The organism is Steroidobacter flavus (genome assembly GCF_042651805.1).
Taxonomy (GTDB): Bacteria; Pseudomonadota; Gammaproteobacteria; order Steroidobacterales; family Steroidobacteraceae; genus Steroidobacter; species Steroidobacter flavus.
Window position 1 is genome coordinate 2,438,887 of record NZ_JBHSDU010000003.1, and the last position, 15,153, is coordinate 2,454,039.

The following is a 15,153-nucleotide window of genomic DNA, read 5'->3' on the forward strand; positions in this document are numbered from 1 at the left end:
GTGGTTAGATCGGGCCTATGACGCTACTGCGAGTCGCCGAACCCCAAGAAGAGCGCGCACACAGGCTGGAGCGTGAATTTCAGGCCGTGCTGGACGCGGCGGTCGATGCCGTTGTGCTGTTCGATCATGAGGGGCGCATCGAGCTGTTGAACCATGCCGGCGAGCGCATGTTCGGTTACAACGAGCAGGAGGTCATCGGGCTGAAGGTCAATATCCTGTTGCCCGAGCCGTACCGCTCGCAGCACGACGACTACCTTCGTCATTACATCGAAGCCGGCGAGCCTCGCATCATCGGCATCGGGCGCGAGCTGCTGGCCAAGCGCCGGGACGGCAGCGAGTTCTCCGCCGAGCTCGCGGTCGGTCGGGTGCAGGGCACGGACCCGCCGCGCTTCGTCGGGTTCATTCGCGATATCACCGTGCGACGGAACGCTGAGGAAGCGCTTCGTCGTAGCGAGGCGCAGCTGACCATCGCGCAGGAGATCGCGAACCTCGGCAACTATGTCGTGCATGCCGACGGCAAGTTCGAGGACTACTGGTCACCGCATCTCTATCGTGTGTTGGGGCGTCGTTACGGCGAACCGTACATCGGGGTGTATGAATATCTCGAGCCGATGGTTCATCCCGCCGACCGCGCGCGTTGGCAAGCGGCGCGCGACGAGCTGGAAACCAGCGCACGCTCCATGGACATCGAATATCGGGTCATTCATCCGGACGGCTCGCTGCGCTATGTGCATCACATTGCGCAGACAACGCGTCGACCGGATGGACGAGTGTTGAGACAAGTGGGGACGTTGCACGACATTACCGACCGTCGTCGCGCCGAAGACGAAGCGCGACAGATGCAGGACCGGATCGCCCACTTCGGGCGTATCTCCACCATGGGTGAGATGGCGGCCGGCATCGCGCACGAAGTGAATCAGCCGCTGACGGCCATTGCGACCTATGCGCAGGCCTGTCAGCGCTTGATCGCGGCCAACGACTTCTCGCAGGAAGAAGTGGAGGCCGCGCTCAATCACATCGGCGCGCAGGCATTGCGTGCCGGCGAGGTCATTCGCCGACTGCGCACGTTCGTCAAGAATCGGGAAGTGCGGCGGGAATTGATCGAAGCGAATCGCCTGCTCGACGACGTGGTGACGCTCGCGCAGACCGACGCGCGACACAACGGTGTGCGGCTGGTGCTCGAGCCCTCGTCGTTGTCGCCGCAAGTGCAGGCGGACGCGGTACAGATTCAACAGGTGGTCTTGAACCTGGTTCGTAACAGTATCGATGCGATGTTGACGGTGCCCGAAGTGCGCCGGGAGATCCTGTTGCGAACCTCGGTGGACAGCGAAGGCGATGTCGAATTCATGGTGGCCGATCGGGGCACCGGCGTCGATCCGGCGGCGATGGCCGAGCTGTTCAATCCTTTCTTCACCACCAAACCCGGTGGCACCGGACTCGGCCTGTCGATCAGCCGGTCCATTGTTCGCGCTCACGGCGGCAAGCTGTGGTGCAGCGCCAATCCCGGCGGCGGAGCGCGATTCTTTTTCACACTGCCGGCAGTGCCGGCGTCAGCAGGGAGTCAGCAATGATGAGAGCTAGCGTGACCAACCAGCGGCCCACGATCTTCGTCGTCGACGATGACTCGGCGGTGCGCGACGCGCTGAAGCTGCTGCTTCGGTCGGTCGGGCAATCGGTCGAGACGTACGGTGCGGGATCGGAATTCCTCGAGGCGTACAGCGAGGATCGCCCGGGCTGCCTGGTGCTCGACATTCGCATGCCGGGAATGTCGGGACTCGAGCTGCAACAGAAGCTGAATGAAAAGCACTCCATATTGCCGATCATTTTCATCACCGGGCACGGCGACGTGCCGATGGCGGTGGAGGCCATGCAGGCCGGCGCGGTCGACTTCATCCAGAAGCCGTTTCGCGATCAGGATCTGATCGACCGTATCAATCAGGCACTCGAGAAGGACACCAGCAATCGCGCTGCGCTCGGCGAGCGCAACGATATCCGTCGCCGATTAGAAACACTGACGCCGCGTGAGCGCGAAGTGCTCGACCTGGTCGTGCACGGCAAAGCGAACAAGGTGATCGCCGGCGATCTGAAGCTCAGTCAACGCACCGTGGAAATCCACCGCGCGCGGGTGATGGAGAAGATGCAGGCATCCTCGCTCGCGCATCTGGTGCGCATGGTGCTGGAAGTCGGTCAAGTGTGAACGTGCGTATACATATGTGTGTGGTGGATATGATTTTGCTGAGCTGACAGACGCTTGCGGGCCATCGGCGATTCGCTTGGTCCGACCCTAGAAAAAACCCTTAAAAACCCGGCGAAGCAGCGTTCAGCGGCGCTGCCTTCCTTAAGTACAAGTGCGACTTTTTCACGGGTGGCGCTCGGCCAAGATAACAGCATGCGACCACGGCCCACAGGCGAGTCCACCGCCCCCAATCCTCCCTGCGGCTCGGGCTTTCCTAGCACAGTGGCCGTGGCCGCTTTTTTCTCAGCGCAGCTCACATCGTTATTTTTGTTGTGTCGTACTCCCGCCCCATCGTTGCAGTAATCGAAGCCGACGCAACGGACCGCCGAATGCTTTGTTCTTTGTTGAGTAAGCTGAACGCGGATGTTCAGGATTACGACAGCGCTGAAAGCTATCTCGCGTCGCCGTTCGGCATTCGGGGCGGTTGCCTGATCACCGATATGACCTTGCCCGGCATGTCCGGCCTGGACCTGCTGAAGCGCCTGCGCGCGAATCACACGTCGACGCCCGTGATTTTGTTGGGAGAAGATGCGGATGTGCGCGCCGCGGTGGCGGCCATGCGCGAGGGGGCGGTGGATTTTATCGAGAAGACGCACGTGGACTTGTCCATCGTGCGTCGCGTGGCGTATCTACTCGATCATTCTCAACACACTCACTGAGAATAGTCTCAAGAATAATTTCACCCCGCCTCCGGCGGGGTGAGTGCGTTGGTATCTGGGACCTTCGGCGGGGCGGGCGTGTTGGCGATTACTGCAGCTCCGCTCGCGGATCGAAAGGCAACTCGCGTTGCATACGTTCATATAGCTCGCGTGCTTCCTGCGTATCGGCTGGGGGCAATACGATCTTCAATACTACGTATTGATCTCCCGCGGTCGTGCCTGGCAGGCCGCGACCTTTGAGTCGCATGCGTTGTCCCGCTTTCGCATTCGCTGGAATGCGCAAGTCGACCGCGCCGGCCAACGTCGGTGTCGGTACGGTGGCGCCGAGCGCCGCTTCCCACGGCGCGATCGGCAATGTCAAAGTCACATCGCGACCTTCCACTTGAAACAACTTGTGCTTGCGGAATTTTACTTCGAGATACAAATCGCCCGCCGGCCCGCCGCCGTGACCGGGACTGCCCTGACCGGCGAGACGAATGCGCTGACCTTCGACGATGCCTTGAGGAATCGTGATCTTCAGCGTGCGCGCCGCGCCGTGGCCGCTCTTCAACTCGATGGTCTGCGAGCCGCCGCGGAACGAGTCTTCCAAATCGATTTCGATGGACGCGACTTGATCGTCGCCCGCCATGGCGAAACCTCGTCCACCGGCCCCGCGTGCGCGACCGCCGCCGCGAGCGGCACCGGCGCCACCGAACAGCGATGAGAAGAAATCGCTGAAGCCGCCTTCCTGATCGCCGAACGCGTTCGAGAACTCGAAGTTCTGGCCCCAATCCGGCGGCGGACGGAATTCCTGGCCCTGCCGCCAGTTGCTGCCCAGCTGATCGTAAGCGGCGCGCTTCTGCGGATCCTTCAGGACCTCGTAGGCTTCCTGCACTTCCTTGAACCTGGCTTCGGCATCCTTTTCCTTGCTGACGTCAGGATGATATTTGCGCGCGAGCCGGCGATAGACGCGCTTGAGCTCGTCCTGGCCGACGTCGCGGGCGACGCCCATGATCTTGTAGTAATCCTTGTATTCAGGCACGGCGAAACTACACCTCACGCCCGAACCGCGTCGGGCCGTTACAAGCGACCGATACTAGGGCCTGTGAACATTCATTGGATGGGCTGCGTTGCGAGACGCAACCCATAATGAATGAATACCTTTGATGGGACGAGCTATTGCGGTTCAGGACGTCGTTGCTCCTCCCTTGTGTACAGAGAGTACACGGCGGTCGTCCCGCCTAGCCCTGAACCGCAATAGCTCGTCGCAGCCCATCCAATGAGTGTTCACAGGCCCTAAGCCGCCCATGGAATGGGGCACGGATTGTCCGTGTATGGCGACGTAGATGGCGCTTACAACCGCGCTTTCAAGCGGCCGGTCCTGCGCGTCCCTGCGCCCCCGGCATTCGGGCATCCTGCCCAGCACGGCCTGTGCGTCACGGACGGGGAAGTGAGCGGATGAGGCGCGCCTGACGATTTTTCAAGCCGAGCACGCCCAGGAGCAGGGCGAGCAGCCCAAAGCCGGCAGCACCGCCGCCACCGCCGCCGCCCGAGTTGGCGGTCTGGGTGGCGGACATCGCCGAGCCGGTGACAGTGACCGTGGTCGTCGCCGTGTTATTGGCCGCGACTGGATCGATCTGCCCGCTGGAAATCTGCGCCTGAAGTACCGCGTTGTCGGTGGTGGTGGCCTTCAGCGTCGCGGAGCCAGTCACGCTCGCGCCCGGGGCCAGCGAAGGCAGCGTGCAGGTGATGGTGCCGTCGCCGATTCTGCAGTCCGTGCCGCCGAAGATCGCGCTGGAAGCCGTCACTCCCGCGGGCAGGGCGACGGTGACCAGCACGGTGTCGGCGCTATCGTCGGATAAGTTCGCGGCGGACAGCGTGGCGTTGAAGGACGTACCTGCCGCGATGGAGGCCGGCGCCTGCAAGCTCACCGAGAGGTCCACTTCCGGCAGCGTGCTGATCGTGCCCGCGCCGTGATTGTTGGTCAGGTTGCTTTCGTTGGCAGCAGTCACATCCACCGAAATGGAATGTGACGTAGCGACTTCGCTGCGCAGGGAAAGATTGACCACCGCCGAGTTGCCGCCAGCGATATCACCCAACTGGCACAGGACGACGCCCGCGCCACTCGTGCACGAGCCACCGGTCACGACCGCTTCTTCGATCGTGAGATCCGGCGGCAGCAGAATCTCGGCGCGTGCATTCGCAGTGGTCACGCCACCCACGTTGCGCACAGTGAGATTCCATTGGAACGAATCGTCGAGCGGCCGCTGCAGAGTGCCGAGGTTGGCATCCACTTCGATATCGGCGCTGGCCAGTGCGGTCACGCAGCTCGCGCCCGCGGCCCGCGCCTGCATGATGTTCAAGCTGCATGAAGAGAATTTGTCGCTGCCATTGATGGACGGCGACATGAGATACGAGCCGGCCGGAGTACTGCCGCACGCCTGAGTCGAATCGCCATCGTGAGGCGCGCCGAAGCTGTGGCCGATTTCGTGAGCGGCAATCAACGATTCCACCCAGCGCGTGTTGCTCGATTCGGTCAGGCCGGCGCCGTACTGACGATCGCAAACCGAGTTGACGAAGGCGATGCCCACCGTCGTGCCATCCAGATTGCGGCCCGTGAACAGGTGCGTCAGGCCGCGCGAGTACAGATTCGGCGAACGCTTGCGCAGATCGCCCAGCTCATTGAGCAGCGATGACGCGTTGGTGGTGGCGGACAGCGAGTCGCCGATGTCGATGCTGGGCACGCTGATCTCGATACCGAGCTGCGAGCTGAAGATGCCGTCGACGTTGTTGAGCCGGCGCAGGATCTCATCGCGCGCCTGCGCTTCGGTGCCGAAGCGGTTCATGAACAGGACGTCGCCGAGTGCGGCGATTTCGATGCGCTTGGTCGCGCCGACCGCTTGCATGATCGCGGGCGAGCCTTTCAGCTCGGCGAGCATGGAGCTATAGGCATCGGAGCCCTTGCTGCTCGCTTGAGTGCTGGTGTCTGAACCGCACGAAGCGGCGCCGGGCGCCATCACGACGTCTTTGAGCCGGAAGATGGCGGTGGCATCCGGGTCGGCCGGCGTATTCGCAGGCAGCGAGTCCTGGACCTCTTCCACCGGCTCGATGACATACAGCTCCGAGCCGTCCCACAGCATGCCCTCGATCTTGCCGTCCGCCATCGACAGGCGGGCCCACGAGCCCGCGGCGTTGTTGATGCTGCCACGGTAGAGCGTGAGGTCGCTGCTGGTGCCGGACTTGCGCTGAATCAGCGAGGAGAGCTTGTCGTTCGGCTCGAGCGTCACGACGAAGCGGCGGCCATACGCGTCGAACTGCAGTTCGCGCGCTTGGGAAGACGACTTCTGCTGGCCGGCGGTCGGGGCCGGCGCGGTGAGCTGGATGGGCTCGTAATAAAGAATCTGCGAGTCGCTGCGGTCGAGACCGAATGCGGAACCGGTCACAGCGCTGCAAACGACAGCCGCGAGCCAATGAAGGCGTCCGCCAGACAGCCTGGCGCCGTTATGCGTCCCGCCTCCCATCGATCGATGAACCCGCTGCTGTTGTTATGACCGCGCACCTTTTCGCACACGGCCGTGAGGCCGACAACAGCACCAACGGGCCATTTGCGCGAGGACGCGATCTGGATCACGTGCCAGTGTTCAATACTGCGATGAAGGTTTGATTTCGGCAAAGTGACCGAACCACCCTATAAAGCCTGGGGGGCCGAATCCGACCACGCTGGTTTTCCAGCCCCGGACGGCGCCTGAGGGGTGCAATCCACCGGCTGCACCAAACGCGCGCGGCGGGCCTGAATCGCGCGCTAAACTGGTGCGTGCGCAATCAGTTTTTTACCGTCACGCTGCTGGTAAGCTGAAGGCTAGCGGTCACGCTCGGTCGTTCGTCGCGGCATGGAACGTGCATTGCAAAGCTTCGCCGCGGTGTGCAAGGTTGTCTGGCCACGCCACGCGACCCGGCGGAAATGACAGACCCATAGCGCAAGCGACAGGAGCCACGGGGAATGAAACTCATCAGCGCAATCATCAAGCCGTTCAAGCTCGACGACGTTCGTGCCGCGTTGTCGGAAATCGGCGTGTCCGGCATGACAGTCACCGAGGTGAAAGGCTTCGGCCGGCAGCGCGGTCACACCGAGCTGTACCGAGGCGCCGAGTACGTGGTGGACTTCGTCCCGAAGACCCGGATCGAAGTGGCGGTGAAGGATTCGCTGGTCGATCAGGTGACCGAAGCCATCATCAATGCCGCCAAGACCGGCAAAGTCGGCGACGGCAAGATCTTCATCACCGACCTGGAGCGCGTGCTCCGTATCCGCACCGGCGAAGCGGACGACCAGGCGTTGTAATCCGTCTCCGGCGGCGACAGGCGGCGAACCTCGCCGCCTGCAATCGTGCCGTCCCGTCACCGCTGAATTGATTCGTTGGTCGAAAGCGACGGCGGTCCTAGAATGCCGCCATGACCGGCATCATTCGCTTTCATGAAACAGGCGGCCCCGACGTTCTGCGTTGGGAATCCATCGAGCTTGGCGAGCCCGGGCGCGGCGAAGTAAAGCTGCGGCATGGTGCCGTCGGCGTGAACTTCATCGACGTCTATGAGCGCAACGGCCTCTATCAGAAGCCGCTGCCCGCGACGCTGGGCAAGGAAGCGGCTGGCGTCATCGAGGCTGTCGGCCCCGGCGTCAAACATGTGAAAGTCGGCGATCGCGTCACCTACGCGCAGGGTTCGGGCGGTTACTCCGAAGCTCGCGTCATGTCCGCCGACGATCTGGTCAAGCTCCCGGACAGCATCGACGATCAAACCGCGGCCGCCGCGACACTAAAAGGTCTCACGGCGCAGATGCTGCTGCGTCAGGTCTATCGCGTGAAGAAGGGCGATGCGTTGTTGATCCACGCCGCCGCCGGTGGTGTCGGAACGATTCTCGTGCAGTGGGCGCGTCATCTCGGCGCGACCGTCATCGCGATCGTCGGCTCCTCCGCCAAGGCCGATATGGTTCGCGAACTGGGGGCGCAACACGCGCTGCTCAGTGACGACGATTGGGTCGGTCAAGCCAAGGCGATCACTGGCGGACGAGGCGTCGCGGTCGCGTATGACTCCGTCGGCAAAGACACCTTCATGCGCTCGCTCGACACCATCCGCACTCGCGGCTTGATGGTGAGCTATGGCAATGCTTCGGGCGCGCCGCCGGCGATATCACCGCTGGAATTATCCAAGCGCGGCTCGCTGTATCTCACGCGACCCACGATGTTTCATTTCACTTCGACCCGTGCGGCGCTGACCAAGGCCGCCAGTGAGTTGTTCGATCTCATGGGTCGGGGCGCGATCAAAGTGCAAATTGGCCAAACGTATCCGCTAAAAGAAGCGGCTCGTGCGCATGCCGATCTCGAGGCCCGGCGCACGACGGGCTCAACGGTCTTGTTACCTTAGGCTGAAGTGATGGGCGCCCAGCGCGGCTGCGACGACACGCGGTCGCACCAGCTGCGAATGTTTGGATAGGGCGCCAGATCGAAACCGCCCTCGTGAGCGACATGCGTGTACGCGTACAGCGCGATGTCGGCCAGCGTGAATTGATCGGCGACCAGAAAGTTACGCTCGCGCAAGCCGTCTTCGAGCACGTCGAGCGCCGCGTAACCGCTCTTTTTCTTTTCTATGAGCTTTTCGCCGAGCTCGACCCGCGTCTTGCCCAGCATCTTCAGCCAGAAGCGCACGGTGCCGATGTTCGGCTCCAGGTTGTACTGCTCGAAGCACAGCCATTGCCACATGCGGGCGCGCTGATAGGGATCGTCCGGGATCAGCGCCGAGCCTTCGGCCAGGAAGGAGATGATGGCGTGGCTCTCGGCCAGACAGCCCTTTTCCGGGATTTCCAGCAGCGGAATGCGGCCGTTGGGATTCTTCGCCAGGAATTCGGGAGTGCGGGTCGCGCCGATTTTTATATCGAGTTCGATCAGCTCGTACGGCAGCGCCAGCTGCTTGAGCACCAGGCGCACTTTATAGCCGTTGCCCGAAGGCAAGTAGTCATACAGGCGATACATCGTCTCTCCAATCCATCAGCGTATGCAGGCATAGTTCCAAGAACGCGTTCAAATGAATGAACACGTCCCCGAAAACATCCTGCCCCGTGATGTTTGCAGAGATTGCCGTAACGAAATGCGAGCCGGTCAGGCGCGGAGCGTGGTCGCTCCCCGCAAGATTGCCAAGGCACCGCTGCGCACGACTTCGAGTACTTCGCCGAGATTCCCCGCTTCGGCAATGAACCTGTTGATCTGCGCTTCGCTATCGGTCAGTTCGACGGTATAGCTTTCCGCGTCATCCGACAAGACTCTACCGCCTGCCTTTTGCACAGCAGAGTTCACTGCCGCCAGTTGCGACCCCGGCACGCGCATCTTAAGTAACAACAGCTCGCGCTCCACGTGCTGGTCGCGCGTCACGTCGTCGACGTTGACGACGTCGATGAGCTTGAGCGACTGATTGACGATTTGCTGAACGACCGCCTCGGTTCCGGTAGTAACCAGTGTCAAACGCGATACCGTCGGATCCTCGGTGGGCGCGACGTTCAACGATTCGATGTTATAGCCGCGCGTGGAGAACAGACTGGCGACGCGCGTCAGCGCGCCGACTTCGTTCTGTAACAGAATGGAGACGATGTGGCGCTTGCGGGAGCTCATCGCGGTGGCCTTCGAGGTGGCGGAGGTGGTCCAGGCCCCGGACTGGGGCGTCACAATAGTAGTCATGAGTTCGCGCAAGCGTCGCGGGGATGAGGGTTGAGGAGCATACGGGACTGACCGGTCCTGCGCCTACGGGGTCCGGTGCCAAATAGACGCTGCCGCCACCTTGCTGTACGCTGCCTCGGTCGCATAAACCCGGTCGCATTTGGTGCATCGGGCGCATTTTTTTCCGGAAACCGTCGTGAAACACAGTCCTGCCGCGCTCTCCGCCGCCAGCCACCCGCTCGCGGGCAAGCAGATGTCAGGCGCCGAGATCATCGTCCAGGTGCTCGCCGATGAAGGCGTCGAGACGGTCTTCGGCTATAGCGGCGGCGCGATTCTGCCGACATACGACGCGATCTTCGTCCACAACCGCGATGGCGTGAAAGAAGGCGCCAAACCCATGCCGCTGGTCGTCCCGGCCAACGAGCAGGGCGCGGGCTTCATGGCTGCGGGCTATGCACGGGCCACTGGCAAGGTCGGGGTGTGCGTCGTGACCTCGGGTCCGGGCGCCACCAACACAGTGACTCCGGTCCGCGACTGTATGGCGGATTCGGTGCCAATCGTGGTCATCTGCGGCCAGGTGCCGACCGGCGCGATCGGTAGCGACGCGTTCCAGGAGGCACCGGTGGCCAGCATCATGGGCTCGGTCGCCAAGCATATTTTCCTGGTGACTGACGCCGCGAAGCTGGAAGCCACGGTCCGGACCGCGTTCGAGATCGCTCGCACCGGCCGGCCCGGTCCCGTGGTCATCGACATTCCCAAGGACGTGCAGAACTGGCGCGGCCCGTTCCAGGGCACCGGCCGACTGCCTGTGCCGGGCTATCGGCATCGCATGAACCGGCTCCTGCGCAGCGCGCTGTCGGATGCTCAATGCGCCGAATTCTTCAACATGCTGGGCGAAGCCAAGCGGCCGCTGATCTACGCCGGTGGCGGCGTGATTCAGTCGGGCGGCTCAGCGGCGCTGCGCGAGCTGGCGCTCGAATTCAACATTCCGGTCGTCACTACGTTGATGGGCCTGGGCGCGTTCGATACGACTCATCCGTTGTCGATGCGCATGCTCGGCATGCACGGTGCGGCGTTCGCGAACTATGCGGTCGACGATTGTGACTTCCTGATCACGCTCGGCGCGCGTTTCGACGATCGCGTCGCTGGCAATCCGCCGAAGTTCGCGCCGAATGCCAAGCGCATCGCGCAGATCGATATCGATGCATCTGAAGTGAACAAGGTTAAGGCGGTCCACTGGCATCACGTGGGCATGCTTCCGGAAGCGTTGCGCACGCTGCTGGCGTACGGCCGGCGTGGGAACTTCAAGCGCGACTGGTCGGAATGGATCGAGCACTGCGCGCAGCTGCGTCGCGATCACGCGATGAACTACGATCGCAACAGCGCGCTGATTCAGCCGTATCACGTCATCGAAGAGATCAATCGGCTCACCAAGGGCGATGCCATCATCAGCACCGGCGTCGGTCAGCATCAGATGTGGTCGGCGCAGTACTTCGATTTCCGCAGCCCGCGTTTGATGCTCACGTCAGGCAGCATGGGCACCATGGGCTTCGGCTTGCCGGCCGCGATCGGCGCGCAGCTCGCCAATCCCGACAAGCTGGTGATCGACATCGACGGCGACGCCAGCATTCGTATGAATCTGGGCGAGCTGGAAACGGTCACGACCTACGATCTGCCGGTGAAGATCGTGGTGTTGAACAACTGCGGCGACGGCATGGTGAAGCAGTGGCAGAAGCTGTTCTTCAAAGGCCGGCTGTCCGCCAGCGACAAGTCGCTTCATAAGAAGGACTTCATCAAGGCCGCGCAGGCCGATGGCTTCCCGTACGCGGTTCGCTTGGATCGTAAGGAAGACATCGAGCGGGTGGTCCGCGAGTTCATCGAGTTCAAGGGCCCCGCGTTCCTCGAGGTCATGATCGATCCCGATGCCGGCGTCTATCCCATGGTCGGCCCGGGTCAGGCCTATAACGAGATGATCACCGGCCAGCACATCAACTCCCGCAATTCGCCGACGCAGATCCGTCCGCCGGACGCGTCCGAGATGTTCTAAACGCGCTCCGGCCGCCCCGGCCGGCAGACGCCTCAAAATCGTTTTTCGAAAGCCCGGTTTGTAGCGCCGGGCTCGGACGCCCGTGGCCGTTCGCCGGCGCCTGCCGTTCTATTTTCTCCCGTGGCCAGCTTCACAAGCCGCCTTCCGCCCGCATCGCGAAACCCGCCGGCCACTGTTGCGTGCACGCAGCATCCATACCCATCCTTGGAAAAAGACATTCCCTGAACACGAACTCGGGGCTTCCCGCCAGAAACCGGTGTCATCAAGCGGCCGGTTTGTTGTATCGAGACAGCACGGCCGTCACAAATCCAGGGCCGAATTTGACGCTTCTCACACTCCAATGTGAAGTTTGTATTAGCAGAGCAACAAAAGGCCTTTTGACATTGGTCAGCGCTTGACGACCGGTAGGGGGATACCGCAGTTTCCAACACCGTAAAAAATGCCGACGAGCGCAGCGGGATGGCTGCGCAAATCGGACACCACTGAAACGTATTGGCGAAAGGCTTCGAAGTTGTCATCCGGGGTGCTGCGGCCGGGCGGATGCACCGGTTTGCCCGGACTATGTCAGGAGGATTCATGAGTTCGTATCTACGTTCGACTATCCACACCGCTTTGCTGGCGACCGCGCTGGGGGCAGGAGTGGCATCCGCGGCTGAGCCGCAACAAACGACGTTCATCGAAGAAATCGAAGTGATCGTCGTCACCGGTTCGTACATCGAGGGCGCCGCCGAGGACGCCGCGCTGCCCATCGATGTGTTGCGAGCCGAAGATCTGGCCAAGCAGGGCTCGCCCAGCATGGTCGAGCTGATCAAGCAGATTCCGTCCGTGCAGGGCGTGGTCGGCGAGTCGAATCAGTTCACCGCGCCGAACACGTCCGGCACCGCGAACATCAACCTGCGCGGCCTGGGCGGCGTGCGCACGCTGGTGCTCATGAACGGCCGCCGTCTGGCGCCGTCGCCGGCCGGCACGATCGGTTACGACGTGAACCTGTTACCGACGGCGGCGATGGGTCGCATCGAAGTCCTGAAGGACGGCGCCGCGGCGACTTACGGCTCCGACGCCGTCGCCGGCGTCGTCAACTTCATCACCAAGCGCGGCTACGAGGGAATGAACCTCGAAGGCTCGTACAACTACGTCGATGGGTCCGATGGCGACTACAGCGCCAACCTGCTGTGGGGTGCGAAGGGCGATGACTGGGATGTGCTGGTGGCGGGCGGTTATCGCCATCGCTCCGAGCTGTCCGCGACCGATCGTGACTTCGCGATCCGTCCGATCACTGAGAATCCGAACGGCGGTTATTCAAGCTTCGGCAACCCCGGCCAGATCCAGTTCGAGAACCTGGCGGGCTCCCTGACTGGCGTGGGCCGCGATCCGGGTTGCGTGCCTTCGGGCAATCTCGCCACGGTCTCCTCCACGGGCTCGCCGACCTGTACGTTCCAGTTCACTCCGTTCGATAACCTGGTCGAGCGCGAAGAGCACTACAACGTCTACACCGAGTTCAACAAGCTGTTCGGCGAGAGCACTGAGCTGCACGTCGAAGCGATGTATGCCGTGCACGAGACGCCCGAGGAAAATGCTTCGCCGTCCTATGCGCCGAACCTCGGTCCGGTGCTGGACGGGAACGGCAACCTGACGGCGCCGGACTTCGATGTCCCGCTGGATAACCCGGGCATGACGGCGCAGCTGCGCAGCCTGTTACAGCAGCAGCTCACCGGCAATTCGCTCACTGCGTTCAACAATGCCGCCCGCTATCGCATGAGCGGTCTGAGCTGGCGTCCGTTCGGTGCCGGCGGCAATCCGCTCACCGGCGAAGGCAAACAGGACGAGCGCAACTTCGATGCATACCGCGTCTCGACCAGCTTGAAAGGTCAGACGGACGTCTTCGGTTGGGACGTGGGCGTGACCTACATGGAGACCACGCGCGAAGTCATTACCCTCGACATCGTCACCACGCGTTTGCAGGATGCATTGAACGGCTTCGGCGGTCCGAACTGCACCAGCCGGGCCACGCCGGGTGGGAACGGCTGTTTGTGGTTGAACCCGTTCTCCACCGCCGTGCAAATGAATCCGGCCACCGGCGTCGTGAATCCCTTGTACGATCCGAGCACAGTGAACACGGCCGAGCTCGCCGGCTGGCTGTTCCAGGAGAACCAATACAAAGATACGGCGACGACGTTTGTTGTAGACGCCGTCCTCAACGGTCAGTTGCCGTTCGGCTTCTCGGCCGGCGAGATCGGTTGGGCGGCCGGCCTTCAGTACCGCGAGGAAACGCTCGAGCGCGATCCGAACGATCTGACCGATGTGACCAAGAATCCGTGCGTGGACTCGCTGTCGCTCGGCAATATGAACTGCACAGTGCAGTCGGGTGTGTTCACGTTCCTCGGTCCATTCTCGCCGCTGGATCTGACTCGTGATATTTCCGCTGTGTTCACCGAATTGAACGTGCCGGTGCTCGAGAGTCTTTCGGCACAGCTCGCGTTCCGTTACGAGGATTACGGTGGCTCGGTGGGCTCGACCACGAATCCGAAACTTTCGCTGCGCTGGCAGGCGCTCGACTGGCTGACCTTCCGTGGCTCGGTCGGTACCACGTTCCGTGGTCCGCAACAGACGCAGTTAGCTAACTCGACTGCGACCGTGCTGTCGTTCATTCCGGCGGCGGGTGGCTACAAGTCGATCGACAACTCGGGCGATCCGAACCTGAAGCCTGAAGAGGCGACGACGTTCAACGTCGGCACCATCGTCAAGGCCGGCAACTTCACAGCTACGGTCGACTACTGGAGCTACGACTTCACCGACTCGCTCGAAGCGGAGAGCGGCGCGGAAATGGCTGCGGTGTTCCTCTCGTCAGTGGCCAATTGTACTGACGCGCGCTTCGCAGGCTTGCGCTCGCGCTTCGTGTTCCAGGGCGGCCAATGCGTCAACCCGCTCAACCCGCAGGCGATCAACGTCGGCGGTTTGATCAAGATCCAGACCAACACCATCAACGGTCCGGATCAGAAGCTGTCGGGTATCGATCTGGGCACGTCGTATCTGTTCGACGATCTGCTGTTCGGCACCGACATGCTGGTCGGTGCCGATGCGACGTACACGCTGGAGTACGAGCGTGAAGCGTCGTTCGTGGAAGGAATCCAGATCCAGGCGGCCGGCGACTTCGCAGGTACGCGCGGTGCTTCTGGTTTGGGTGCAGGTTCGCTGCCCGAGCTTCGTGGCGCGGCGTACTTCGACTTCTCGCGCGAAGGTCAGGGTCTGCGCCTCACGGCTCGATACATCGATGGCGTGAAGGATATCCGCACCAGCCTGACCCCGGGCCCGGGTGTCGAGGTCGGCTCGTTCCTGACGTTCGACGCGGTGTATCGCCTGTCATTGCCGGGTGAAACGACGATCACGGCCTCGGTGATCAATTTCACCGATCGCGATCCGCCGCTGGCTCGTCTCGACCTGAGCTACGACCCGTTCCTCGCCAATCCGTACGGCCGCTACTTCAAGATGCTGCTGAACAAGAAGTTCTGACGGAGGCGTTCGAGACAGGAG

At 62.2% G+C, this 15,153-nt stretch carries 11 protein-coding genes; 7 read left to right on the forward strand and 4 right to left on the reverse strand.

The genetic code is table 11. The features are described 5' to 3' along the window. Window positions 1–17: 17 nt before the first annotated feature. The 3 genes from ACFPN2_RS16200 (at window position 18) to ACFPN2_RS16210 (ending at window position 2,895) form a co-directional block, all read left to right on the forward strand. The gene (locus ACFPN2_RS16200) at window positions 18–1,571 is read left to right on the forward strand and encodes a PAS domain-containing sensor histidine kinase (RefSeq protein WP_380598283.1); all 1,554 of its coding nucleotides are present in this window, start codon (window positions 18–20) and stop codon (window positions 1,569–1,571) included. After that, complete coding sequence (gene fixJ / locus ACFPN2_RS16205; protein WP_232831029.1) at window positions 1,568–2,197, forward strand: response regulator FixJ; 630 nt, start codon at window positions 1,568–1,570, stop codon at window positions 2,195–2,197. The genes ACFPN2_RS16200 and fixJ overlap by 4 nt, the downstream gene beginning before the upstream one ends. Before the next feature lie 311 nt (window positions 2,198–2,508). Next, a complete protein-coding gene (locus ACFPN2_RS16210) occupies window positions 2,509–2,895 on the forward strand; it encodes a response regulator (protein ID WP_380598285.1) in 387 nt (128 codons plus the stop codon). An 88-nt stretch (window positions 2,896–2,983) separates the two neighbouring features. On the opposite strand, the gene ACFPN2_RS16215 is transcribed toward ACFPN2_RS16210, so the two are convergent. Beyond that, window positions 2,984–3,916 (reverse strand): DnaJ C-terminal domain-containing protein, encoded by a 933-nt coding sequence (locus tag ACFPN2_RS16215; RefSeq protein WP_380598287.1) that lies wholly within the window; start codon window positions 3,914–3,916, stop codon window positions 2,984–2,986. A 394-nt stretch (window positions 3,917–4,310) separates the two neighbouring features. Continuing rightward, complete coding sequence (locus ACFPN2_RS16220) at window positions 4,311–6,317, reverse strand: M12 family metallo-peptidase (protein ID WP_380598289.1); 2,007 nt, start codon at window positions 6,315–6,317, stop codon at window positions 4,311–4,313. 557 nt (window positions 6,318–6,874) lie between these two features. Here ACFPN2_RS16220 and ACFPN2_RS16225 point away from each other — a divergent pair. After that, window positions 6,875–7,213, forward strand: coding sequence for a P-II family nitrogen regulator (locus tag ACFPN2_RS16225; protein WP_116807733.1), 339 nt, complete (start codon window positions 6,875–6,877; stop codon window positions 7,211–7,213). Between the two features lie 110 nt (window positions 7,214–7,323). After that, window positions 7,324–8,292, forward strand: coding sequence for a quinone oxidoreductase family protein (locus tag ACFPN2_RS16230; protein WP_380598291.1), 969 nt, complete (start codon window positions 7,324–7,326; stop codon window positions 8,290–8,292). Here the strand turns inward: ACFPN2_RS16230 and ACFPN2_RS16235 are convergent. Both ACFPN2_RS16235 and ilvN read right to left on the reverse strand, forming a co-directional pair. Further along, complete coding sequence (locus tag ACFPN2_RS16235) at window positions 8,289–8,897, reverse strand: glutathione S-transferase family protein (protein WP_380598293.1); 609 nt, start codon at window positions 8,895–8,897, stop codon at window positions 8,289–8,291. The two genes, ACFPN2_RS16230 and ACFPN2_RS16235, sit on opposite strands and share 4 nt — an antisense overlap. A gap of 126 nt (window positions 8,898–9,023) precedes the next feature. Then, window positions 9,024–9,596, reverse strand: coding sequence for an acetolactate synthase small subunit (ilvN, locus tag ACFPN2_RS16240; RefSeq protein ID WP_380598295.1), 573 nt, complete (start codon window positions 9,594–9,596; stop codon window positions 9,024–9,026). Window positions 9,597–9,828: 232 nt separating this feature from the next. On the opposite strand from ilvN, the gene ilvB reads away from it, so the two are divergent. Continuing rightward, complete coding sequence (ilvB, locus tag ACFPN2_RS16245; RefSeq protein ID WP_380600151.1) at window positions 9,829–11,622, forward strand: biosynthetic-type acetolactate synthase large subunit; 1,794 nt, start codon at window positions 9,829–9,831, stop codon at window positions 11,620–11,622. A gap of 576 nt (window positions 11,623–12,198) precedes the next feature. Further along, a complete protein-coding gene (locus ACFPN2_RS16250) occupies window positions 12,199–15,132 on the forward strand; it encodes a TonB-dependent receptor domain-containing protein (protein ID WP_380598297.1) in 2,934 nt (977 codons plus the stop codon). The last annotated feature ends 21 nt before the right edge of the window (window positions 15,133–15,153 follow it).

Excerpts from the sequence above, each read along its gene's own strand:
- ACFPN2_RS16200 (WP_380598283.1), top strand. The coding sequence starts at position 18 with ATGACGCTACTGCGAGTCGCCGAACCCCAAGAAGAGCGCGCACACAGG.
- fixJ (WP_232831029.1), top strand. The coding sequence starts at position 1,568 with ATGATGAGAGCTAGCGTGACCAACCAGCGGCCCACGATCTTCGTCGTC.
- ACFPN2_RS16225 (WP_116807733.1), top strand. The coding sequence starts at position 6,875 with ATGAAACTCATCAGCGCAATCATCAAGCCGTTCAAGCTCGACGACGTT.
- ACFPN2_RS16230 (WP_380598291.1), top strand. The coding sequence starts at position 7,324 with ATGACCGGCATCATTCGCTTTCATGAAACAGGCGGCCCCGACGTTCTG.
- ACFPN2_RS16235 (WP_380598293.1), bottom strand. The coding sequence starts at position 8,897 with ATGTATCGCCTGTATGACTACTTGCCTTCGGGCAACGGCTATAAAGTG.
- ilvN (WP_380598295.1), bottom strand. The coding sequence starts at position 9,596 with ATGACTACTATTGTGACGCCCCAGTCCGGGGCCTGGACCACCTCCGCC.
- ilvB (WP_380600151.1), top strand. The coding sequence starts at position 9,829 with ATGTCAGGCGCCGAGATCATCGTCCAGGTGCTCGCCGATGAAGGCGTC.
- ACFPN2_RS16250 (WP_380598297.1), top strand. The coding sequence starts at position 12,199 with ATGAGTTCGTATCTACGTTCGACTATCCACACCGCTTTGCTGGCGACC.